Annotated in this window: 15 protein-coding genes; 10 read left to right on the top strand and 5 right to left on the bottom strand. The window is 50.9% G+C overall.

What is annotated here, in order from left to right; all coding sequences use genetic code 11:
- The first annotated feature begins 260 nt into the window (after positions 1-260).
- Positions 261-1097, top strand: a complete 837-nt coding sequence (locus IV54_RS07795) for a DNA/RNA non-specific endonuclease (protein WP_057878806.1) — start codon at positions 261-263, stop codon at positions 1095-1097.
- Between the two features lie 184 nt (positions 1098-1281).
- Here IV54_RS07795 and IV54_RS11935 read toward each other — a convergent pair whose 3' ends face one another.
- The gene (locus tag IV54_RS11935) at positions 1282-1434 is read right to left on the bottom strand and encodes a hypothetical protein (RefSeq protein ID WP_164479003.1); all 153 of its coding nucleotides are present in this window, start codon (positions 1432-1434) and stop codon (positions 1282-1284) included.
- 119 nt (positions 1435-1553) lie between these two features.
- Here IV54_RS11935 and cls point away from each other — a divergent pair, with 119 nt between their 5' ends.
- Together cls and IV54_RS07785 are read left to right on the top strand one after the other, a co-directional pair.
- The gene (cls, locus tag IV54_RS07790) at positions 1554-3011 is read left to right on the top strand and encodes a cardiolipin synthase (protein WP_057878805.1); all 1458 of its coding nucleotides are present in this window, start codon (positions 1554-1556) and stop codon (positions 3009-3011) included.
- A 378-nt stretch (positions 3012-3389) separates the two neighbouring features.
- Complete coding sequence (locus IV54_RS07785) at positions 3390-6485, top strand: YfhO family protein (protein ID WP_057878804.1); 3096 nt, start codon at positions 3390-3392, stop codon at positions 6483-6485.
- A gap of 81 nt (positions 6486-6566) precedes the next feature.
- On the opposite strand, the gene IV54_RS07780 is transcribed toward IV54_RS07785, so the two are convergent.
- Positions 6567-7877 carry an NCS2 family permease gene (locus IV54_RS07780; protein ID WP_057878803.1) on the bottom strand — a complete coding sequence of 437 codons (1311 nt, stop codon included), beginning with the start codon at positions 7875-7877 and terminating at the stop codon, positions 6567-6569.
- A gap of 322 nt (positions 7878-8199) precedes the next feature.
- Here IV54_RS07780 and IV54_RS07775 point away from each other — a divergent pair, with 322 nt between their 5' ends.
- The 3 genes from IV54_RS07775 to IV54_RS07765 all read left to right on the top strand — a co-directional run bounded on the left by IV54_RS07775 (position 8200) and on the right by IV54_RS07765 (position 10391).
- Complete coding sequence (locus IV54_RS07775; protein ID WP_057878802.1) at positions 8200-8802, top strand: NAD(P)H-binding protein; 603 nt, start codon at positions 8200-8202, stop codon at positions 8800-8802.
- Between the two features lie 76 nt (positions 8803-8878).
- On the top strand, positions 8879-9256 hold the full coding sequence (locus IV54_RS07770; RefSeq protein WP_237756693.1) for a hypothetical protein: 378 nt from the start codon (positions 8879-8881) through the stop codon (positions 9254-9256).
- Positions 9257-9377: 121 nt separating this feature from the next.
- Positions 9378-10391, top strand: coding sequence for a polysaccharide deacetylase family protein (locus tag IV54_RS07765; RefSeq protein WP_237756692.1), 1014 nt, complete (start codon positions 9378-9380; stop codon positions 10389-10391).
- Positions 10392-10460: 69 nt separating this feature from the next.
- Here IV54_RS07765 and IV54_RS07760 read toward each other — a convergent pair whose 3' ends face one another.
- Positions 10461-11603, bottom strand: a complete 1143-nt coding sequence (locus IV54_RS07760; protein WP_057878800.1) for an ArgE/DapE family deacylase — start codon at positions 11601-11603, stop codon at positions 10461-10463.
- 189 nt (positions 11604-11792) lie between these two features.
- Between IV54_RS07760 and IV54_RS07755 the strand changes: the two genes are divergently transcribed.
- Complete coding sequence (locus IV54_RS07755) at positions 11793-15401, top strand: PD-(D/E)XK nuclease family protein (protein ID WP_057878799.1); 3609 nt, start codon at positions 11793-11795, stop codon at positions 15399-15401.
- Positions 15394-19164 carry a helicase-exonuclease AddAB subunit AddA gene (gene addA / locus IV54_RS07750; RefSeq protein ID WP_057878798.1) on the top strand — a complete coding sequence of 1257 codons (3771 nt, stop codon included), beginning with the start codon at positions 15394-15396 and terminating at the stop codon, positions 19162-19164. The genes IV54_RS07755 and addA overlap by 8 nt, the downstream gene beginning before the upstream one ends.
- A 73-nt stretch (positions 19165-19237) precedes the next feature.
- Here addA and IV54_RS07745 read toward each other — a convergent pair whose 3' ends face one another.
- Together IV54_RS07745 and IV54_RS07740 are read right to left on the bottom strand one after the other, a co-directional pair.
- Entirely contained in the window at positions 19238-19429 is a 192-nt protein-coding gene (locus tag IV54_RS07745) for a hypothetical protein (RefSeq protein WP_057878797.1), read from the bottom strand.
- A gap of 53 nt (positions 19430-19482) precedes the next feature.
- On the bottom strand, positions 19483-20649 hold the full coding sequence (locus IV54_RS07740) for a thiolase family protein (RefSeq protein ID WP_057878796.1): 1167 nt from the start codon (positions 20647-20649) through the stop codon (positions 19483-19485).
- Positions 20650-20809: 160 nt separating this feature from the next.
- On the opposite strand from IV54_RS07740, the gene IV54_RS07735 reads away from it, so the two are divergent.
- On the top strand, positions 20810-21772 hold the full coding sequence (locus IV54_RS07735; protein WP_057878795.1) for a hypothetical protein: 963 nt from the start codon (positions 20810-20812) through the stop codon (positions 21770-21772).
- A gap of 110 nt (positions 21773-21882) precedes the next feature.
- Positions 21883-22884, top strand: a complete 1002-nt coding sequence (locus IV54_RS07730; protein WP_057878794.1) for a LacI family DNA-binding transcriptional regulator — start codon at positions 21883-21885, stop codon at positions 22882-22884.
- The last annotated feature ends 103 nt before the right edge of the window (positions 22885-22987 follow it).

Here is a 22987-nt window from a genome sequence, read left to right as displayed (position 1 = left end):
CTCAAAATGAATATTCCTAGAATTTTATTGACCATCTAGGAAAACCTTACACTAACCATTTTATCCACCCATAGTATAGCATGACCGCCACCGTAAAATTGAGCGGGGCCCGTTAAAAAAACGTTAAGGTTAGGGGGAAGAACCGGGCAGGCAGTAATTAAAACTTTCATCAGGGATTTGTGAAAAAGAGCAGACGAACATATGTTTTTCTGGTAAAATGTGACAGAGAGTTTGAACGGATTGAGAGAGGGGAATTGGAAATGAGTAAGCGACATTACCACAGGGGGCGCCGCCGCGGGCGGACCTCAATTGTGGCGGCAATTCTGCTGATTGTAATTGGCGCCATCGGGGGGCTGAGTTCACAGGGGAATCCGACAGCCAAGAAGCTCACCCAGACGGCAAGTAATGCGGTCACTCAGATTACGGGAGAGTCGAGCAGTCAGTCCAGCCAAAATGGCGGGACGCAGACACCGAAGCAGTCGGTGGCGACTAAGAAACTTGCCGAATTGAAGTATACGGGCACCCAGATTGTGGCGGTGAATCATAATGACCCAACCTTCACGAAGGCCGACCTATCCCTCAAGCAAGGGTCCTGGGCGAAATATGGGGCCCTGGACACCGCTAATCGGGTAACGACGGCTAATGCCATGCTAAGTAAGTCAACGATGCCTACGGCCAAGCGAGAGCCCTTGTACGTTAACCCAACCGGATGGCGGAATAAGCCCTATACGGTTAATGGCAAACGGGGTTATTTGTATAACCGAAGTCACTTAATTGGGTATCAACTGACCGGTCAGAATAACAACCTGAAGAACCTGATGACCGGGACGCGTTCCCTGAATGATCCGGGGATGACTGCCTATGAGAATCCCGTGGCGAGTTATCTGAAGGCTCATCCTAGCAATCACATTCGTTACCAGGTGCAGCCCGTCTTTCGGGGAAACGAATTGGTAGCTCGCGGGGTGCACATGCAGGCTGAGTCCGTTGAGGGTAAGGGCATCTCTTATAATGTCTACATCTTTAATATTCAGGCAGGCATTAAGATTAACTATGATAATGGGAGTAGCCAACTTGGCGACCCTGCGGCGGCTTTTTAGCCTAATAACTTTAGGAAGGGTCTGGGAAAAATCCCAGACCCTTTCGTGTTTCCAAATATACGCGGCTGAAACGTGCGCCAAAAGGCAGTCAACTCCGCTTAACCCCGATAGCCAAACAATCCAAGACCGGGATTATTTGGCTATCGACGTTAATGCTCATTGACTAACCGCCTTTTGGCGCACTCTAGTGGCGATTCATATAACGGTAAATGAGATAGAGCACCAGTCCGGCCAGTAGGATCAGGCCCACAGTGGGATTGTCGCGGAAAATCCAACGGATGGCACGGAAGGTTCCGGTGCCATGTAGGCCGCCAAGTAGGGTAAAGAGTCTGGGCATGATGAATGACCTCCTAAAATTTTTTCAGGGTAAGCAAGTAAAAGTTAAAGAAAATTAAAGACATTTACACGGATTGGCGTATGATGAAAAAAGAAAATGTTTAATGAGGAGGGTTACTGGTGAACGTGAATTTTGTGCTGATCCTGGATATTATCGTCATCTTGAATACGGCGTTAGCCTTCGTGACGGTCTTCCGGGAAAAACGCGACATCGCGGCAACTTGGGCCTGGATGTTAGTGTTAGTTTTACTGCCGGTAGTGGGGTTTATTGCCTACGCCTTCATCGGGCGAAAACTACCGAAGAACCGAATGTTTCGACTGCAACGGCAGGTAGCCGTCCAGTTAAATGAACGGCTGGACCAGCAACGCGAACAGTTGGGAACGGAAATCATGCCCGCTGATAAGATTAGCCATTCGGTCATCAACATGGTGAATATGTTTATGGAAACCGATCAGGCCTTCTTGGCTCGTAAGAATCGCGTGCGCATCTTCACCAATGGACACGATCTCTTTCACACGATGATGGAGGATATCGAAGGCGCTAAATCCAGCATTCATATCGAATTTTACACCTTTTACAATGATCAGATCGGGAATGACATCCTCGATCTTTTGGTAAAAAAGGCCGCCGAAGGAGTCGAGGTCCGGGTCATCTACGATCCATGGGGATCGATGGGGACTTGGAAACGATTCTTTAAACCCCTGATGGATGTGGGCGGTCACGTGGAGCCCTTCCTGGGCGTTCGCTCAGCCGTCATTGACTTTCGTCTGAACTTCCGTGATCACCGGAAGATTGTGACGGTTGATGGCAAGGTTGGCTACGTCGGTGGATTCAATATCGGCGACCAATACCTCGGGCGAAAGAAAAAGTTCGGAAACTGGCGCGATACGCACCTGCGTATCGTGGGTTCCGCGGTCTTCTCACTCCAGGCGCGCTTTATGCTTGATTGGAACGCCACCGATCGTGACCATCCCTTCGTCGACGATCGCATCGATTCGCGATACTTTCCAATTACGAAGGTCAAAGGGACCACGAGTCTCCAGATTGTTTCTAGTGGGCCGGATTCCGATTTGCAACAGATTAAGATGGGTTACATGCGTTTGATTCAAACGGCAGAGAAGAGTCTGTGGATTCAGACGCCGTACTTGATTCCCGACGATAGTGTCTTGGACTCCTTGCGGATCGCCGCGATGGCCGGCATTGACGTGCGGATCATGATTCCAGATAAGCCGGACCACGCCTTCGTTTACCGGGCCACGCAGTACTATGCGCGCCAATTGGCAGACGATGGTGTCAAGATTTACTACTATCATGACGGGTTCATTCACGCCAAGACGATGGTTATCGATGGGAAGATTTCCTCCGTGGGGTCCGCCAATATGGACTACCGGAGCTTCAAGTTGAATTTCGAAATTAATGCCTTTATTTACGACGAACAGATTGCCCAACAGCTGACAGCCATTTATGAAACGGACATTCGCAATAGTGAACTGATCACGCCAGAGATGTTCGACCAGCAGTCGGCTTACTTGAAATTCAAGCAAACGGCCTCACGTTTGCTATCACCAATCTTATAAGCCACTTCATTAGTGGTTCACCGGGGACGGGTGGTATGATGAGGACGTTGAAGGTCGTGGTGCCTAGCCACCGGATTGAGGCCGGGTGAACCGGTCGGTTGGCAGGGCAGACCCGCAGCAGCAATAGGTAGTATGTGTGAGAGGCGAGGACTCAGGTCCTCGCCTCTTTGGATTTCTGAGGTATTTTTTAAAGGGGTAAGATGAAGGTATGAATCCGGTCGTTCCCCAGCAAATTTTAATCCGGATTTGGTAAAATCAATTCTTAAAAATAGGTGACTATGGCGGGGAAATCTCGCGTTTAAACTGGTCAATGAAAATGGGGACCAGTCGGGGTGTTTACCCGCTGGTAAGTTAACTGTGAGTATTGGAGGAAACAAGATGAAGATCGCGCGACATCGTTGGCCGCTGTGGCTGTTATATACAATCGCCTTTGCTATCATTGCGGCGGCGAGCTTTGGGGTGTTGGCCATGGCCAACCGAACCTTGATTTGGAACATGGACGGCGTCAATCAGCACTATCCATTGATGCGCACGTTTCATCAGATCCTCTATCGCCAAGGGTTAGGAGGCGTGGCTGGTTGGTCATGGACCTTCGGCTTGGGGGCCGATAAACTGACTACGTTGGCCTACTATGTCCTGGGTGATCCCTTTGCCTATGTGTTAGCGCTCCTCCCGTTACGCCTGATGGAGGCGGGGTATGGGGTGCTGGTGGTCGTACGCCTGTACGCGGCTGGTTTAGCTTTTCTGGCTTTCAGTCGTTGTTATGCGTTTACGCCGGGAAGCCGGTTGTTAGGGACGCTGACTTATACCTTCACGGGGTATTCCCTAATGATTGGCGTGCACCATCCCTTCTTCATCTTACCGATGCTCTGGTTCCCACTACTCTTACTGGGAATCGAGCGGGTCTTTGCCGGCAAGGGCTGGCGGTGGTTGGGCCTCTTCACGGGGATCGCCGTTTTAAGTAACTTTTATTTTGCTTACATATTAGGCCTGGGCAGTCTTTGTTACGCGGTGATTCGTTACTTTAGCCTGCGTTCCCAAGGGCGACTAGCTCTTAAAATTCGCACCCTCTGCTGGCAGTTGATGGTTGCCGCGATCACGGGCCTACTCGTTGCCGGCGTGCTACTGGTACCGGCTGGGGTTATGATGCTCCAGTCGACGCGGACACTGTCGACATTTGCCAACGGCTTGTGGGTCTATCCAGCCAGCTACTACCTGACTCTGGGGAATGCGGTCCTAACTACTGGGAACGTCCTTAATTACTGGGCCATCTTGGGGATGAGTGGCCTGACCTTTCTGGGGTGTGGTTACACGTTATGGCACTGGCGCCAATATCGTTATCTGGCGTTGACCCTGGGCCTCATCGTGGTGGGGCTTTTGTTTCCAGCCGTGGCGGCGTTCTTTAATGTCATGTCGACGCCGTCCAATCGTTGGTTACTCTTGGCGACGATTCCCTTTAACCTAGCTACGATGGTCCTGGGAGATCACTTGTTTAGGTTGACCAAAGGGGATCGGCGCTTTCTGGTGGGCCTAGCGGCGGCTTTAATTCTGGTGGTGTATGCCAGCAATGGATTTGTCTTCAGCAATCCGCGGCGGAATTTAATCACTTACGGGTTGTTTTTGGCCTTGGTCGTCGTTGTCGTTGGTGGCCGTCAGTGGTCACGGCGCTGGGCGCTGGGGCTACTGGGGACGTTGGTGGGGTTAAACCTGATCAGCAATGCCTGGGGATACTATGATCCCGATGCGGGGGTACAGGCAACCCAGCAGTTGCGAAATCAGGATGCCACCCGTTACATTACAGCGTATTTTGATGGGGCACAACAAGGTCTCAGTCAAACGCCATTTAGTCGGGTTAATACGGCCCCGAACTTTAATTTACAGCGGACAGTCGGGAACAACATGACCATGGCCCACGATCTTCACGGGGTGATGTCATACTTCTCTGTCCAAAATGGACATCTGGGCCAATTCAGTCAGGACGTCAAAAATGCTGAATATGCCATGAACTCACCCCTAGGTCAACTGGACGGGCGCACCACACTGAACCAACTTCTCGGGGTGAAGACGCTCTTCGCCAGAGACGATCAGGTGCAGAATGGTGCGGCACTGCCGTATGGGTACCATGCCAGCAAGCGAATTTATCCGGAAGAGTCCGTCTATGGCCTATCCAATGGCACGGGGACGCGGCGCTTGACCACGAGTTTGAACTTTCCCTTAATCTACACGCAGTCACAGGTCCTGACGCAGCAGCAATGGCGTCGGTTATCGGCAGTCGATCGCGAGCGTAGTCTGACGCAGGCCGCGGTAGTTCCTGGTAAGCAAACCAAGGTTGCCAAGGCCAGCTATCATTCGCCGGCACGTACTCTGGACTACACGGTGATGGCCAATACGATCCCTGTGCTGGATAGTCCCAACAAGGTCATTCAGTATCGATTGAAACAGGCCGAAGTTGGCCAAAAGAAGACCCTCAATGACAAACAGCTGGCGACCTTTGGCCAGACGTTAAAGGCTCCTAAACTGACCCTGGACCAGAACGGCCTCATGAGCCATCAGGACGAGCAAACCTATGGGCCGATCGTTCAGATTAAACAGAATCAGGCGGCGCTCCAGCGGGTCCTCAAGGCCAATCAGCGGATAGTTTTACGGAATGCTCAGGCTAACGCAACGGGTCTTCATCAAGTGACGAGTGACGTTCAGGGCCAGCCAATTCAGTATACATTGACGATTCAACGGCCTAAGCAAGCTGAGGGAACGGAACTGTATCTGGCTTTTGATGGCATCAGTGCCACCCGGCAGTCGACCCGCCAACAACTCAAACAACAGGAAAATTCAAGCATCTTGGGGAATACCCCCCTCTCGGCGTTAACAAAGCTTGATTCGTGGCGAGAGACCGTTCGAACCCCCGATCTCGGAGATTATTGGGTCACAGCGAAGACCCGCAATGGCCGCAATAGCTTTTCCCAATTTGGGATCGATAATCTCTCGGATTACGAGCCTAAGCACAACGTCCTCTTGAACCTTGGCTATTCGAAACAGCGGCGGGAGACGGTTGACGTGACGTTTAGTGCGACCCGTCAGATTGACTTTAAAAAGGTCAAACTGATTGCCATGCCTTATGGTAAGAGCTACGATCGCCAGGTCCACGCCGTTCAGTATCGGGGAATCCGAGCCGCTACGGTTCGGGACAACCGGGTTACGGGGACGGTTGACAACACCCAGTCAAGCTGGCTGACCACCTCGATTCCTTATTCAACCGGATGGCGGTTACGCGTTGATGGGAAGACAGTCAAAACCCAAGTTGTCAATGACGGTTTCGTGGGGGCCCCGTTAAAATCCGGCGAACACCATATCGAACTGACCTACCGGACACCGGGACTTGCGGTGGGCTGGATTTTGACCATTTTAGGTAGCATCAGTCTGGCCAGTGGTCTGGTAATTCAAGGCTGGCGGCGTTATCGCGGGAATAAAGGCTAACTATAACCCAGGAAATTAACCGAAATTAAAAAGACAGCGTGGCCCTTTTACCTGGTCACGCTGTCTTTAGTTTGAGGCGGGTTAGCCTGCATTTAAAATCCAGAGGAAGATGACGAAGACTACAGCGAGGCCATACATCATGGGTCCTACTTCTTTGCCACGCTTGGCAGCAATCATGGTCAGCGGGTAAGTAATGAAGCCTAAGGCAATCCCATCGGAGATACTGTAAGTCAGGGGCATTCCCAGAACAATCAGGAAGGCCGGTGCGGCGACTTCAAACTTTTCCCAGTGAATGCCCTTTAAGGATTGGGCCATGAGAACCCCAACGATGATCAGAGCTGGTGCGGTGACTTGGTTGGTCACAACAGCCAAGAGTGGGGAGAAGAAGGCGCCAAAGATAAAGAGAATTCCAGTGACGATCGCAGTAAAACCAGTTCGACCACCCACAGCAATGCCGGCAGATGATTCGACGAAGGCCCCCATTGGGGAAGTCCCCAGTAAGGATCCCACAACCATCGTGCTGGAGTCGGCCATTAAGGCCTTACCAATCCGTGGCAACTTGTTGTCCTTAACCAGTCCAGCCTGTTCGGCCAGGCCGACTAAGGTTCCAGTGGTATCGAAGAAGGTGACCAGCAGGAAGGTCAGGACGACCACAACGAGTTGAATCGAGTTGATACTGCCAATATGGGTCAATCCCACCAGGAAGGTGGAGTGGATGCTAGGAATTGGGGCAATCAGGTGACTGGGTAACGGAATTAGACCCGTGAGAAGGCCCAGAATGGAGTTGGCGACCATCCCAATAAAGATGGCGCCGGGAACCTTGGCACTCATGAGAATCAAGGTCACTAATAGGCCAAAGATGGTTAACCAAGTGCTCCCAACTTGCAGAGAACCCAGGGTTACCACCGTAGACTTGTCAGCAGCAACGAGGCCTCCTTGGCTGAGACCGATGAAGGCGATGAATAAGCCAATCCCAGCGCTAATGGCCATCTTGAGATCCCGTGGAATGGCATCAACAACCATTTCACGAAGCTTGAATGCTGTCAAAACCATGAAGAGTAATGAGGCCACGAAGACTCCCGCTAAGGCCGTTTCCCACGGCACTTTCATGCCAATAACGACAGAGTAGGCGAAGAAGGCGTTGATTCCTAAGCTGGCTGAAATGGCGATGGGGTAGTTGGCCATGATTCCCATGACGAAACAACCGAAGGCAGAGGCAAAGGCGGTCGCGGTGAACACGGCACCTTGGCTAATCCCGGAGGCCCCCAGGACCTGTGGATTAACGAAGAGAATGTAGGCCATGGAAACGAAGGTGGTGAGACCGGCCAGAATCTCGGTTCTAAAGTTGGTATTTAACTCATTGAAATGAAAATAGTTGGCAATCTTTTGCATGAATCAGCACTCCTCAGCAGTTTTTGGTTAAAAGACGAACATTAACGGATATCGTTCGTGTATTTATCGGTAAACACTCCTTAAAGAGCTTAACATTTTTCACTTTTAGAAGCAATCACGAATTAACATTTATTTTATAAAATAAATGTTCGGATTAATAGTAACTGTGATTTGCATGGATTGGAACGGCTGTCGGTTACGGCAACCATAGATAAGTTATGTCTTCATATGTTTTGAAATTTTATGAAATTTGGTAAGGTCGTTATCTCTTGGTGAGGCTTTCTGGTACACTGGGAGGCAAGTAAAAAAGGAGCGAGAATTGATGACAACTTTCTTAATTATTGGCGCCACGGCCGTGGGTCAAACCGTAGCCGAACGATTATTGGCGGCCGATGCTGGTGCGGTACGTGTCCTACATACTCCACAAGAACATTTAGTGGCCAGTGTGGCGAACCGCGTGACCGAATATACGGGTGATCTCCGCAAAGAGGCCACCTACCAGGCACCGTTGCAGGGTCAGCCGGTTGTCTTCTCAGCACTGACGGGGATGGATGTCGATCTGGCCTTTGAGGCCTTATTTGACGCGCAGTATCACCAGCGACTGACCTACCCGCGCTTCGTGATGCTGAGTACCGCAGGCGTGGACCACGAGATTGAAGGCGACCTGACTTATCCAGGCCTTTCAGCCACGGATGAGTACCTGAATCAACAGCGTTATGCCGCTAAGCTGGTGGATGAAGCGGAATTTCCGTATACGATTCTGCGGCCAGTGGCGATGGTTGATCGTCCTGAAGAAGATGCCCAAATTATTCCAGAGGGCCATCCCGTCCCAGCTGGCCAAGTGGCGAGAGAGTCGGTCGCGACTGTGGCAACGGATGTGCTCGTCAACGGCGGTTACGACTATCAATCGATCGCAATTTGCTAAATATGACACAAAGTTGGTTTTTTTCATCGAAAAGGGTTTGCTCACGCGCATAGTTTGTTAGAATAAGGGCAGTGGGGTGAAGGCATTGGCAATTAAAATAGACGATCAACAACTTCAAGCAATTCGTGAACGGATGGACGAAGCGAACCAGCAGGCCCACTTTGTGATCTTTCAATCCGTTGAAAAAGAAACGGGAAAGGTCCTGCGACTGATTACGGATATCGAAAGTTTTCGGACTATTCAGGAACAGCATGCGGCTGATTCCGAAATGACGGTTATTCAGGATATTGTTCCCATTACGGATGCATTGGCCCGCTGGGCAGTCGCTGAAAATATGGCGGCACAGCAGACGGATGGCGACACAGTCCTGGCCGATTTGGAATACTATACCAACGAAGTGTTAAAAGAGAATCATCAAGCGGTCAATCCGCCAGAGGATGCTGCTAGCAAGTAGGTTAACTTCGGTTAGCCTACTTTTTTATTGTCATTTTTGTAAGACGTGTGGGACCTGACCACGGGCTAAGGCTGGTAAAATAGAGGTAAGTTTAGGGGATTACCCTTGAGGAGGGGTTATGATGAAACAAGGAAAATTGATGATGAGTGGGGCGCTGGTAACCTTGCTAACCTTTGGGCTGGTAGGGGTGCCGGTGGCTGGACATGCGGCAACGAGTAAAGCGGTTACCTATGGCCAACTTACGAATAACAATGCCCATCGACTCGCGGCCATTCGACAGGCAACGCGGCAAGAGATTCTCAAGCAGACAAAATCGAAGAGTAGTCGCGTTAAGGCGGTTTACAAGGTGGGCTTGCCCTATCACATGAATAAGAAGGGAAAGCTGACTACTAAGGGATTACGAGTCAGTTTGCAGAAGAATTCATTTAAGTTAAAGAACGTCACGGTCCCTTACAAGGACCTGAAAGGGAAGATTCGTAATCGATACTTGCCAAAGAAGCAACGGACCAAGTCAGTCAAAACGTCTAAATTGGTCGCGTTAACCTTCGATGATGGGCCAGATAAGACGCTCACCCCACGTCTCTTAAAGACGCTGAAGAAGTACAAGGTTCACGCAACCTTCTTTGAAGTTGGTCAGAGTGTCAGCCGTTATCCACAAATCTCGCGGGCCGTGCTCGCCGGGGGCAATGAATTGGGGAATCATTCGTGGAATCACTCAGACTTCAATGCCATCGGGACGGCTAAGACGAAAGCGCAAATTATCCGGACGAACCAGGCCATCTACAAGGCTACGGGAACGTTGCCACAATACGTTCGGCCGCCATATGGGAACATCACGGCCGCCGAGGGTCGCGCTATTGAACAGCCGATCGTCCGCTGGTCAGTTGATTCTCGTGACTGGGCTTATTTGAACAAGCAAAAAGATATTAATTCTGTCATGCACGCCACTAGAGGCGGGTCCATCGTGTTGATGCATGACATCCACTCACAATCAGTGGCCGCCGTACCAACGATTATCAAGCGGCTAAAAGCCAAGGGCTATAAGCTGGTGACGGTGAGTCAATTGTTGAACTATCAGGCCTTGCCAGGACTCCAGTACTTTGGGGCACATGACTATCGGACGGCTGGTAAATAACAGGGATCATAAAAAGGGGTCGAGACAGTGTCTCGACCCCTTTAGCTAGCAATTAATGGGATAAGCGGCTTATGCGAGGAATTGTTCTGCGAGTTGTTGATAAACGTGTTGCACGTGGATAAACTGGTCCAGATCGACAGATTCGTTTAAGGCATGCGCATCACGCCAGTCGCCCGCTCCGTAGACAATGACTGGGAAGACATTGCTAGATTTCGTGAATTCGGAAGCATCGGTGGCGCCGTGAATGACCTGGAGATTGATCGCATGACCGAATTCAGCGTCCGCAATCTTCTTGGTCAGTTGGACCAAGGGTGATGTTTGTTCGGAGATGATGGGTTTGAAACTGTAATCAACGTGAAGGGTCAAATTCTGTTGAGGTTCCTGGTTTAGCTGGTCAACGACGGCGTTCAACCGGGCGATCACGGCTGCGTTATCGAATTCTGGAATTGGCCGGATGTTGCCTTGTAGCTCGGCTTTAGCGGGGATGCTATTCACCTGTTCCCCACCGTTGAAGACCGTGACGCTGTGTACCAGTGGCCCCAGTTCAGGGCTGACCGGTGCATCGTCAAAGGCTGTCGCTTCAGCCGTAATGAATTTTGCCAGATTGGTGACAGCATTCACGCCTTTTTCTGGCATGGAGCTGTGAGCACCCACCCCTTTAGAGTAAACATGGTAGTTGAGCGAACCATTGTGGGCATAAACGATGTTACCGCCGGTTGGTTCACCGATGACCATGGCGCTGATATCATCTGCCAGACCTTGTTCGGTCAGCATGCGTGAGCCCATGGCCCCGTTTTCCTCACCCACGGTGCCGATGAAACGCAGGCGGCCGTTAAGTGGTGTCTGGGCATCCGCCAAGGTCAGGAAGGTAATGACCATAGCTGCTAGGCCGCTCTTCATATCGGCACTACCACGGCCGTGGAGGCGGTTATCTTCGATGTGGGCAGCGAAGGGATCAAACTTCCAGTCGCTCAGGTCGCCGGTGGCTACGGTGTCGAGGTGACCAGAAAGCACCAGAACGCGATCGTTGTTGGGATCGCCGATCTCAGCGATAAGGTTATGCCGTCCTTCGGCATAAGGGACCTGATGGGACGGGATGCCATGGGCCGTGAAGAGTTGCTGGAGATAGTCGGCCACGGCCGCTTCATTTCCATTGACGGAATTAATTTGAATTAAATGCTGTAAAATTTCAACTTGTTCGCTTTTTTGCATAGAAGACTCAACTCGCTTTCTCACCATTTTTTAATATTTAAGTCCTAGTGTAGCACGGTTTTGGCGAAATGAAGACTGATTGCGCAAAAAAGTTCGCGGTTAGCGGGTGCTTTAGCCAAACGTTTGTTCGCTTTTGGCGTAAGGTATGCTAGACTATAATCAAGTAAAAATTACATAGGAGGTTGGCATATGAGTTTACAATTCGTCTTGGGGAGCGCGGGGCAGGATCACCGGACGCCCATGGTAACTGCTTTGGCACAGCAAGTAACGGATCATCCCCAGGATCGGGACTATTATTTGGTTCCTAACCATATCAAGTTTGAAACGGAAGTCGACGTTTTAGCCGCACTGAAGGCACGTTTGGCACCGGATCAGGGATTGTTTGCTCAGTCTCAGGTCCAGGTCTTTTCGTTTACCCGTTTGGCCTGGTTCTTTATGAAAAATGAACCAGTCTATCAATTACCGCGGATCTCCAAGGCTGGACTCAATATGCTGATTTATCAAATCATTCAAAGCCACGCGGCTGAACTCACCATTTTTCGGGGGGAAGTCGATCGGCCTGGTTTTGTCAGCCAACTGACGGCGCAACTGGCCGAACTCAAGGTGGGACAAGTCACTGCCGTGGATCTGATGACGGCCGTGGAACAGATGGACACGGTTAACGCCGATCTTCAGGCCAAGCTCCATGACCTCATGATTATTTATGAAGCCTTTGAACAGCAGATGCTGGGGAAGTACGTCGAAAATACCGACCTGCTTAACCAGTTGGCGGATTTTCTTGCCACTAAGGTCGATCTCAGCCAAGCGCATTTCTACCTGGAGGGCTTCTCCCAGTTGAGTGCTCAGGAACGCCGGCTGGTAGCGGTCTTAATCGAACATGCCGCCAGTGTAACTGTGGCTCTAAATCTCGATCGGCCTTATCGCAATCAGAAGCCAGACGCCACCAACCTGTTCTATCAATCTGGACGGCTATACTTTCAGTTGGCTCAAGTGGCCGCAGCCGCTCAGGTACGTTTGGAACCCGACCAGCTCGCCCAACAACCGCGAGTATCAGCCGACTTACAGGCACTAGATACTTATTGGCAAGCCTCTAATTCACTGATGACCGTGCCAACTAAGGCCACGAAGGCCCCGGAGAACATTCGAATTGTTCAGGCGGCTAACCGGTACGTGGAGGTGGCCCAAGTTGCCATTAAGATTCGCCAGATGGTGGCAACCGGTAACTATCGTTATCAAGACTTTTTAGTGGTTGCTCGCCATCTCGATGCCTATCAAACGGTGATCGATCCCATTTTTAAATCGCAAGAAATCCCCTACTTCGATGATGCCGATGTTCAAATGGCTGATCATCCCTTTGTGGAACTCATCAATGCCCTCTTTGACGTCGATCGGCGTAACTATCGCTATGCCGACGTCTTTCGGGTTCTGAAATCAGAACTCCTCTTACCGAAAAATTCGGCTGGCCAGCCAATTGATTTACAAACATATCGCCAAGCGTTGGCCTTAACGGAGAACCTGGTTTTGAAGAATGGCTACGAGGGTCAGTATCGGTGGACTCAAAAGAAAGACTGGGTTTATACCCGGTTCGCTTCTGTCGCCGATCAGGTCCAGACAACACAAGACGAACGCATTACCCGACAGATTAACTTAATCCGCCATTTTGTTGGTAACACCTTGCCACCGCTCTTTCAGCGACTTAAAAAGGCCGAGACCTATACCGATGCCGCCGCGATTCTTTACCAATTTTTGGATCACGCAGGCGTTGCCGATCGGCTGATGACCTGGCGTGACCAGGCAATCGACGCGGGGGATCTGATGCGTGCGGGGCAACCCGAACAGACCTGGTCGACCTTCTGTCAGATGCTGGACGAATGTCACGATATCTTAGGCAATATGCCATTTAATCAGACCACCTTCCAGGCGATCTTGCAGTCCGGTTTTGCCGGAGCCAAATACAGTCAGATTCCATCGACCTTGGATCAGGTGTCTATTTCCGAAAGTGGGCTGGTACAGGCCAACAATCGGAAGGTGACCTTCCTGATGGGTGCGACTGCCGACAACATGCCGGACGATCAGGTGCCAACCACGCTGCTGGCGGACAATGATCGTCAAGATTTGAGTACGCAATTACAGGCGACGGATGAAACCCATTATCTGAGAGATGATGCGGCTACCCAGCTCGCTGGGGAACCTTACCTGAATTATCTGGCCTTCATGAGTGCCAGTGAACAGTTGATTTTCAGTTATCCAGTTACCAGTGATGACGACAATACATTGCAGATCTCGCCTTATGTCGCCCGGATTCAACAACATTTTAATTTGAAACCAATTATTGCGGCCGCAGCGCCACGAGCCGAACAGACGGGAATCGGGTCCTTTGTGGGTACCCGGCGCACCACGCTCCGTCACTTGGTCCAAGCGAGCCATGACAGTCAGGAACGGCAACAACCACTGTCGCCGGCCTGGATTACAGTTTACCGCCTATTGAAGGACGATCCGACGTATGGCGATTTGACCGTGAAATTATTGGGCAGTCTGAATTACCGGAATGTGCCGAAGGCTTTAAAACCAGAAATTGTGACCGACCTCTATGGCACACATATCAGTACCTCAATCTCAAAATTGGAAGAATATTATGCTAACCCGTACGCCTACTTCCTGAAATATGGGTTGAAGCTGCAGGAACGGGATGTCTTTGAGTTGTCGCCGGCTAGCACCGGGGAGTTCTTCCACGCCACGATGGATGGGTTGATTCGTAAGATTCATGACCAGCATTTAGATCTGTCTAAGCTGGATCAGCAACAACTCCATGAACTAGCAACGGAAGTCATGGCCAACGTCTTAGATACCGACGTGAACCCCCAATTTGCCATCCTGCAAAGTTCTCATCGGATGACTTATATCCAACAGCAGCTTGAGAAGACCATGCAGAAGATGGCCGAGACCCTCTGGGAACAGAGCAAACGCACCCAGTTACGGCCTCGGAAGACGGAAGTTCAATTTGGAACCAAGAATGAACGGACGGGGTTGTCCTTTGATCTAGGGAATGAACGTCAGGTGACCGTTCGTGGCCGAATTGACCGGTTGGATGGCTTGAAAACGGCGGACAAGACCTACTTGGGTATTGTGGACTACAAGAGTTCAGAGCATAAATTCAGCTTCCAGGAGGCTTTCTACGGGCAATCTATGCAGATGCTAACCTACCTGGATGCGGTTAAGCAAAACCTGTCAGAATACCTAGAAGATACCGATGTGCAGGCTGCTGAGCTGGCAGGTGCAGTTTATCTGCATCTGCAGAACCCTATTTTGAAGTTGGCGGAAGTGGACCCGGCAGATCCAATTGGCGCCTTGCTGAAGGCGGAAAAATACCAAGGATTATTATTAAACGATCCAGAACTTTTGAACAATATTGACGAATTATTTAGCAAGGAAGGCCACTTTGGGAGTTCACAACTCTTTACCGGTATTGCCCAGAGAAAGGCAGGCGGTTTTTACTCCAAGAGTGGAATGCTCGTAACGCCGGCTGAACTGGACTTGTTGTTAGCCCATACAGAAACGCTAATTAAGCGCGCAGCCAATGGGATCCTATCCGGGAAAACGGATCTGGCGCCGGTCAGAGAAAAGAGCCAGAATAAAACGGCGATGCAGTACACGCCATACAAGGCTATTATGCAGTTTGACCCCTTGCTCCCTATGAATAATTACCATGATTTGGCACCACTCAAACGCGATCAGGTCTTTAAGCTGATTCAAGACGAGCAGGCAGCCGCAACCAGAAAGGAGGACCATCATGAGTAATGGTTTTTCATTTACCCCGAGTCAGGATCAGGCGATTCATCAACACGGCAATAACCTTTTAGTATCGGCTTCGGCTGGTTCCGGGAAGACTCGTGTTCTAGTGGAACGCGTGATCGAACGTCTGAAGGAAGGTACTGGAATTGATGAGTTCCTCATCGTGACCTTTACCAATGCCGCAGCGGCCGAGATGCGCGATCGGATTCAAAAGGCGCTACGTAAGGAACTGACAGAAGCGAAGGACGAACAGCAGCAACAGTTCTATTTACGCCAGTTAAATCAACTGCCAGTGGCTGATATCACGACACTGGATGCCTTTTGCTTACACCTTTTGCAACACTACTATTATGTTATTGATATGGACCCCGTCTTTCGCCAACTTACGGATAAGACGGAAGTGGGCTTGCTTCGGGATGAGGTTTGGGCCGACTTACGGGAAGAACTTTATGCCGACGACGAGTCGGGTCGATTTGCCCGGTTAACTGAAAATTTCTCTAATGACCGGAGTGATGATGGGTTGGCCGAATTGGTTCAACAGACCTATACCTTCGCCAATGCCACTCCCGATCCCGTTGCTTGGTTGAAGCAGCTACCAGTGGCCTATCAATTAGATGCATCGAAGTTAACGGATACGACGTTCTATCAGGAGCAGGTTCAACCGCTGTTAACGGACAAATTAAACCAAGTTAAGGCGGACCTGACCAGTGCCCAAGAGTTGGCAACCCAGCATGAGTTGAAGAAACAGGCCGATCACATGACTAAGGCCTTGAAGTTGCTGGCCCAAGTGGAAGATTTAGTCACCGATGGTAGTTGGAATGATTTACGGGCGGCTATTCAGGACTTTCATTGGGGAAGGATTCCTAGCATTTCAAAAAAGAATGATGATTACCCGGTCTATGATGTTTTGAAGACCGCTTACTATGACCCTGCCAAGGATGAACTCAAGAAAATTTCCGACAAATACTTTGCCCAACCAGAGGATCAACTTGTCGCGGTCATGCAACGTTCCGGGGAACTGATCACCGAATTATCACGAGTCGTGTTGGCTTACCGTGAGGCCTATCGGGTCGAAAAAGAACGGCGGCGGGTCTTAGAGTTTGCGGATATTGAACATGCCGCGTTGCAGATTCTGGCCAGCCAAACGGAGCAGTCCAAGCAGGTGGCGGAACGGCTTCGCCAGCAGTATGCCGAGATTATGGTCGATGAGTATCAAGATACCAATGGCTTGCAGGAAGCCATTTTAACGGCCATTGCCGATCCAGCACCGCATGGAAATCTCTTCATGGTGGGGGATGTGAAGCAATCGATCTATCGTTTCCGTCAGGCGGATCCCACCCTCTTCATGGGGAAGGCCGATCATTACGGTCAAGATCCGCAGGCCGGGGGATTGATTACCTTAGCCGAAAACTTCCGCTCGATGGCAAATGTCGACAATTTTACGAACTTAATCTTTAAACAACTGATGAATCGTGAACTGGGTGAGGTGGCTTATACCGGGGATGCCGAGTTGGCCTTTGGAGCCACTTACTATCCGGAAGAAGTCACCAGTACCGCTGAGTTATTGGTCTATCTGACCGGGAATACCGAGTCGGACGACCAGGATGGCGAGGCGATGGATGAGACCTTCCAGGTGGACGATAAACATCAGGGAGAAGTCTTGATGACCGGGAAGAAGATTCAAGCGCTCATCGCTGACAAAACGCCGATCTATGATCGCGATAAAAAGTGTATTCGGCCGATGACCTATGGGGACATTACGCTACTGACACCCACTCGGAGTAATAATCTGATTATTACGGATGAACTTCGTCGACTGGGGATTCCGGTCGTGGTCAATGATGCGCAGAATTACTTCAAGACGACTGAAATTCAGATCATGATGGCTCTCCTACAAGTAATCGACAATCCTTACCAAGATATCCCACTCGTGGCCGTGTTACGGTCGCCCATCGTGGGTCTCGACGAAAATGAACTGGCATTGTTGCGGATTAATCAGCGGACCGGGGACTACTATCAAGCCGTTCGCCATTTCCAACAACAGATGGCTATTGGTGGCCCCACTAGCGATATGCAGCAACGGGTCTATCAGAAGGTGAGTCGCTTCTTAGAACAACTCGATACGTTCCGCGACATTGCCCGACAGAACCAGCTAGTCACGCTTATTTGGCGAATTTACCAGGACACAGGCTTCTTAGACTATGTCGGCGGGATGCCCGCTGGTAAGCAACGGCAGGCCAACCTCCATGCGCTATATGAACGGGCTCAGAGCTATGAGCAGAGTAGCTTCAAGGGGCTTTTTCAGTTCGTCCGGTTCGTGGAACGTCTCCAGGAACGTGACGACGATCTGGCCGGTGCGCCGGTTCAGACCGCAGAAGATGCGGTATCAGTGATGACGATCCATGGGAGTAAGGGGCTGGAATTTCCAGTGGTCTTTATCATGGATGCCTCGCACCAGTTTAACGTTAAGGACCAGCAGGGAACTTACGTGATGAGCGGTAAGAATGGCATTGGGATTGATTATTTGGATCCCGAGACACGAATTCGGGCGGCCAGCCTCCAGAAATTGGTCGTTGCCCAAGCAATTTCACGGGCCAGTCTTGCAGAAGAAATGCGGAAGCTCTACGTGGCCTTAACTAGAGCTGAATCGCGCGTTTATCTTGTCGGTTCTCACAAGAACCAGGAAGAGGCCCTGCAAGCTTGGCGCCAGGCCTACCAGAGTCCTGACTTGGTGCTCAATGCGACTTTACGAGAAAAACATACGCTGGCAAACTACCTGGATTGGGTGGGGATGTGTCTGGTCAGAGCGCCACAATTTAATACTGACTGGCGCGCTGGCGAAGCCACTAGCCCAAAGTTGGTTGACGATCAAACAAATTTCCAGGTCAGCTTTGCGACAGCCGAAGATCTGGGACCGGTGACAGCCGTTGGTGAAGAAGCCGCGGATTGGTTGAAAGAAACTCAGGCTCAGGCAGATGCTCAGGCGGGAACGCCTTTAGAGCAGACGGCCATTCGTGGGGTCATGGACTTCAAGTACCCGCATGAGGCAGCGACACTGACCACGGCTTACCAGTCGGTTTCGGAAGCCAAGCGGCTCTTCGAAGATCCCGACAATGCGTCGATTGGGGAGTATCAGCCGGATGAACCGACCGGCCACGGTCGACGGTTCGTCAGCCATGATTTCGATCGGCCAGAGTTCCTGCAAACGGTACGGACACCACTACCGACCGAAATCGGGACGGCAACCCACTTAGTATTACAACAATTACCGGTTACCAGTGTCCCAGCGGCGGAAACTGTCCAGACGGTGATTGACCGACTGGTTGAGACAAAGATTCTGACACCAGAAGTGGCGGCAAAAATTGAAGCCGATCGCGTCCTAGGTTTCTTTGAGACACCGGTGGGACAGGCCGTGTTGGCTCATCCCGATCAGTTACATCGAGAGGTGCCATTCTCACTCCTGATTCCAGCCAAGAGCCTATTCCAAGATTTCCGTGAGGCCGATTCACAGGTCCTTATTCACGGGATCGTGGACGGGTATTTGGAAACGGCTGAGGGCATCACGCTCTTCGATTACAAGACCGACCACGTTAATCAACGGGCAGTCGACCGAAGTACGGCCAAATTGGTGGACCGTTACGGTGGACAGGTTAATCTCTATGCCACAGCATTACGACAAATGACCGGGAAACCTGTGACGGGACAGTACTTGTATCTCTTGGATACAGGTACCCTAGTTGCGGTACCGGAACAAGAAATTCAAGGTTAATCAAAAACAGGTCCCAGTAGCTCGCACCAGAAGTGGTGTCGAGTTGCTGGGACCTGTTGTCGTTAAATTTAGATTAATGGTGAATCATGAGTAGTGAGACCAGAACGAAGGCGAGAACCACCATCGCCCCGATTACTCCGGGGAGGTGACGTCGGTAGGTCGTATGGCGCCGAGCCACTGTGACCAAGGCACCACAGAGAATGATCAAGCCGAGACTCGCTAGAATTAATAATTTCATTTTGACATCGAAATCTGCTGTCAGCATGGGGCACCTCACTCATTTTAATTTATTAACCGCATTATACCAGACTTCTTGGTTTAGCGTTCGACGAGTAGGGTCATGCCCATGCCACCGCCGATACACATGGCGGCCAGACCCCGATGAGTCTGGGTTCTCAGGAGTTCGTGAAGTAGGGTAACCACGATACGGGTTCCAGAAGCGCCCAGCGGATGTCCCAGGGCGATACTCCCACCATTGACGTTCAAACGATCCGCGGGAATCTGAAGATCTCGTGTAATGGCAACCGATTGGGCGGCAAAGGCTTCGTTAATTTCAAAGCGGTCGATATCAGCTACCGTTAAGTGGTGATCCCGGAGGACCTTCTGAATTGCGGTGACTGGCGCATACCCCATGATCTGGGGATCAATGCCGCTCTCCTGATAACCACTCAGTGTGGCGAGGTAGGGGATGCCAGCGGCTATGGCGGCGGACTTGCGCATCAAGACCATGGCTGCGGCCCCATCGTTTAGACCGGCGGCATTCCCCGCGGTAACGGTGCCGTTGGTTTTGAAGGCGGGCTTTAGGGCCTCAAGCTGATCGAGTGAAGTCGTTGTCCGGACAGCTTCATCTTGTGTGATGGTTTTGCCATCAACGGGTACCGGGACGATCTCGGCATCGAAGTGGTGGTCGGCTTGCGCTTGCGTGGCTTTTTGTTGGGAACGCAAGGCAAAGGCATCCTGATCGGCACGACTGACATTGAACTTTTCGGCGACATTTTCGACCGTAATTCCCATGGGAACTTGGCTAAATGCGTCGGTTAAGCCGTCTTTAGCGAGGCTATCGGTGAGGGTGAGGTCGCCAAATTTGCGTCCCCAGCGGGCATGATGACTGAGATAAGGTGCTCGACTCATACTTTCAGTCCCACCGACTAGAACGGCATCCGCGTCACCCATGAGGATGGCACCTTGTCCCAGGCGAATTGCCTTTAAACTGGATCCACAGACCTGATTGACGGTCATGGCGGTACTGCTAGCGGGAAGCCCCGCATTCAATTCGATTTGACGAGCCACGTTTTGTCCCTGGCCAGCCTGGAGGACGGTGCCAAAAATAGTTTGTTGAATCATGTTGGGTTCGAGACCACTGCGCTTGATAGCGGCCTTCGCGGCGATGGTTCCCAAGGTAACGGCAGAGACTGACCGGAAGTTCCGGCCAAATTTACCGATGGGCGTCCGAACGGCGCTGACGATGACAACTTCTTCTGCCATGTGTATGAATTCTCCTTTTCCGATGAGTTTCCGAAACTTAAATATAACCGACTTTGCCGCTTTTGTCTTGGTGGAGGGCTGGAATGAAGTGAGGATTTGCATTTTCTTAAAGACTTTTCTTATAATGAGGAGGAGTTTACAAGATAGGGGATTAGTTGTAATGGAACAGACAGATGAAGTGGTTGACACGCTGACAGTGGCAGATTTTCTCGCCACCACGCAGTTTAAGAAGCTGTCGACCAACCAACAAAAGTATGCCAAAACGATTCTAACGGATGTGTTGGCCGCCCGTAAAACGGTGGATCTCAACCAAGGGGCCTGGACGCCGCGGCAGGTTGCCGGTACGCTGGCGGCGCTGCCAAACTTAGTTGACCAGCCGCACGTTTACTATGTGGCTGTCGTCCCTGTGATGACGGCTTACTTCGAGGCCCAAGGCCAGCAGGTCAAGCCATTAGTCGCGGCACTGAAAGAAGCACGCCCGGCATTGGTTGCCAAGCACGCGGAGGCGGCACAGGAAGAGGCGGACTACGATGAGGTTGTGCAACAGGTCAAGCAGTGGGTTCAAGCCATGTTTGAACAACCTGAGGTCATGAATTTGACAGTCGCCGATCAACACCACTTCGTGACGATCGTTCACACTACCGCGGAACTCATGATCACCGGGAGAAAATTGGCACCGAAGGATTGGGATGTCGACACGTTGAGTGGCATCATGTTTGGACCATTCACGCATTTACTGGATGAACGGGACCGGGTCTCTGGCCTCTTTCAGTTAGTGCCTTTTGCCCTGACGACACTCTTTACCTATCTCGACCAAACGAATCAGCTGACACATGCCGCTGCCTTGCAGGATTGGGTGCTCAAACAGCATGAGGCGTTAGTGACGATGTATAATCCCGAATTGGAAAAGTTCTATGAGGGATTGACCGAGGCCATGCAACAAGCCGGTGTCGATACACAGGACCACGCGGCTGTTGATCGCTTCACGCAGAGTTATCTGCGGGCCCATCCGGCAGTTAGTCGGGAGTTATTTACGGCAGATCGCCAGTTAAAACGGACCAAGCCCGTCAAACAAATTAAATATAGTCGCAAGCAGCGGCGCCGTCGTCGGCGTAAGCGTTAGGTACTGGTGACCACCTCCAAATTTGCAGGTAAAATCACAAAAAACTTTTACCTAGCGGTAGATTAGTTTATGATTAGCTTATAATAACTATTTGGCGAGGTGTGCTTTTTATGGTCAAGAAGGTCACAATTACTGACATTGCCAAGGCAGCGGGGATCTCACCAACAACCGTGTCGTTGATTCTCAATGGTAAAGGTGAGCGATTCAGTCAGGAAACCTGTTCACGAGTTTTTCAGTTGCGCGATGAACTCGGCTATCATATCGAAAAGCGCCCAGTTGTGCCACGATATGCCAAGAAAATTTACCGCCTTGGCGTTGTCATGACGGCGTTTAATCAATTCTTCTATCAGGATGTCCTTGCGGGTATTCGTGAATCAGCGGGGACGGAGGTTATCGTCTCGCTCTATGAAGTCGGGGACACCTACGAAGATAATTTGCGGGATCTGAAGGGATTATTCAGAGAGCCCATTGATGGCTTGATTCTTTGTGAGCCAGCGGTTCCAGCGAAGATTCTCAGAGAGTTGTCAGCGGCCTTTAAGGTCCCTTACGTTGTCATCAACAGCCATGCGGCGGTTAGTGATTCCGACGTCTGGGTTGACCTCCATGAGGTGGGGGTCCTGTCTGCGGAGTACTTGTTGGCCAATGGACACCGGAAGATAGCGGTGGTCGTGCCCCAAGAGAACCACGCGAACTCGGAGATCATTGCTGGTTTTCGTGAAGGGTTGGCAGAGTATCACCTCCAGCTAGAGGAACAAGACATCTTCCGCATTGTGCCGTCGCTAGCCGAGAGCTATCGCTTTGCTAAGACGACCAATCTACAAGACTACACGGCGGTCTTTACCGCTGCGGATGAGATTGCGATTGGGATGATGCGGGGTTTGGCCTCAAAGGGCCAGCGTGTGCCAGACACCCAGTCTTTACTGGGTGTTGGCAATTCCGAGTTAGATAATTATACGCATCCACAGCTATCGTCGGTGCTGATTCCAGCGTCCGACATTGGTCGGGCGGCCTTTGATAAGTTAGAAGAGCTGAATCAGAAACCACAGACACCGCGAGGAACTTTGAATCTGCCGATTGGACTGGTCAAGCGCTCAAGCGTCAAACATATCTAAAATGTCTCAGGATCACCCGGTTTAGGGTGGTCCTTTTTGGTTTTTATGCTTGAATTTACACTTTAAGTGCAACACTAATTAAATAAAGAATGGCCCATGGCCA

The organism is Levilactobacillus paucivorans (genome assembly GCF_001437125.1).
GTDB classification, from domain to species: domain Bacteria; phylum Bacillota; class Bacilli; order Lactobacillales; family Lactobacillaceae; genus Levilactobacillus; species Levilactobacillus paucivorans.
The sequence above is the reverse complement of the archived record's forward strand: the minus strand, read 5'-3'. Positions and strand labels throughout refer to the sequence as shown.

Bases quoted from the DNA above. Each gene is read 5' to 3' on its own strand.
- IV54_RS07795 (WP_057878806.1), top strand. From the start codon at position 261: ATGAGTAAGCGACATTACCACAGGGGGCGCCGCCGCGGGCGGACCTCA.
- IV54_RS11935 (WP_164479003.1), bottom strand. From the start codon at position 1,434: ATGCCCAGACTCTTTACCCTACTTGGCGGCCTACATGGCACCGGAACC.
- IV54_RS07785 (WP_057878804.1), top strand. From the start codon at position 3,390: ATGAAGATCGCGCGACATCGTTGGCCGCTGTGGCTGTTATATACAATC.
- IV54_RS07780 (WP_057878803.1), bottom strand. From the start codon at position 7,877: ATGCAAAAGATTGCCAACTATTTTCATTTCAATGAGTTAAATACCAAC.
- IV54_RS07775 (WP_057878802.1), top strand. From the start codon at position 8,200: ATGACAACTTTCTTAATTATTGGCGCCACGGCCGTGGGTCAAACCGTA.
- IV54_RS07765 (WP_237756692.1), top strand. From the start codon at position 9,378: ATGAAACAAGGAAAATTGATGATGAGTGGGGCGCTGGTAACCTTGCTA.
- IV54_RS07760 (WP_057878800.1), bottom strand. From the start codon at position 11,603: ATGCAAAAAAGCGAACAAGTTGAAATTTTACAGCATTTAATTCAAATT.
- IV54_RS07755 (WP_057878799.1), top strand. From the start codon at position 11,793: ATGAGTTTACAATTCGTCTTGGGGAGCGCGGGGCAGGATCACCGGACG.
- addA (WP_057878798.1), top strand. From the start codon at position 15,394: ATGAGTAATGGTTTTTCATTTACCCCGAGTCAGGATCAGGCGATTCAT.
- IV54_RS07745 (WP_057878797.1), bottom strand. From the start codon at position 19,429: ATGCTGACAGCAGATTTCGATGTCAAAATGAAATTATTAATTCTAGCG.
- IV54_RS07740 (WP_057878796.1), bottom strand. From the start codon at position 20,649: ATGGCAGAAGAAGTTGTCATCGTCAGCGCCGTTCGGACGCCCATCGGT.
- IV54_RS07735 (WP_057878795.1), top strand. From the start codon at position 20,810: ATGGAACAGACAGATGAAGTGGTTGACACGCTGACAGTGGCAGATTTT.
- IV54_RS07730 (WP_057878794.1), top strand. From the start codon at position 21,883: ATGGTCAAGAAGGTCACAATTACTGACATTGCCAAGGCAGCGGGGATC.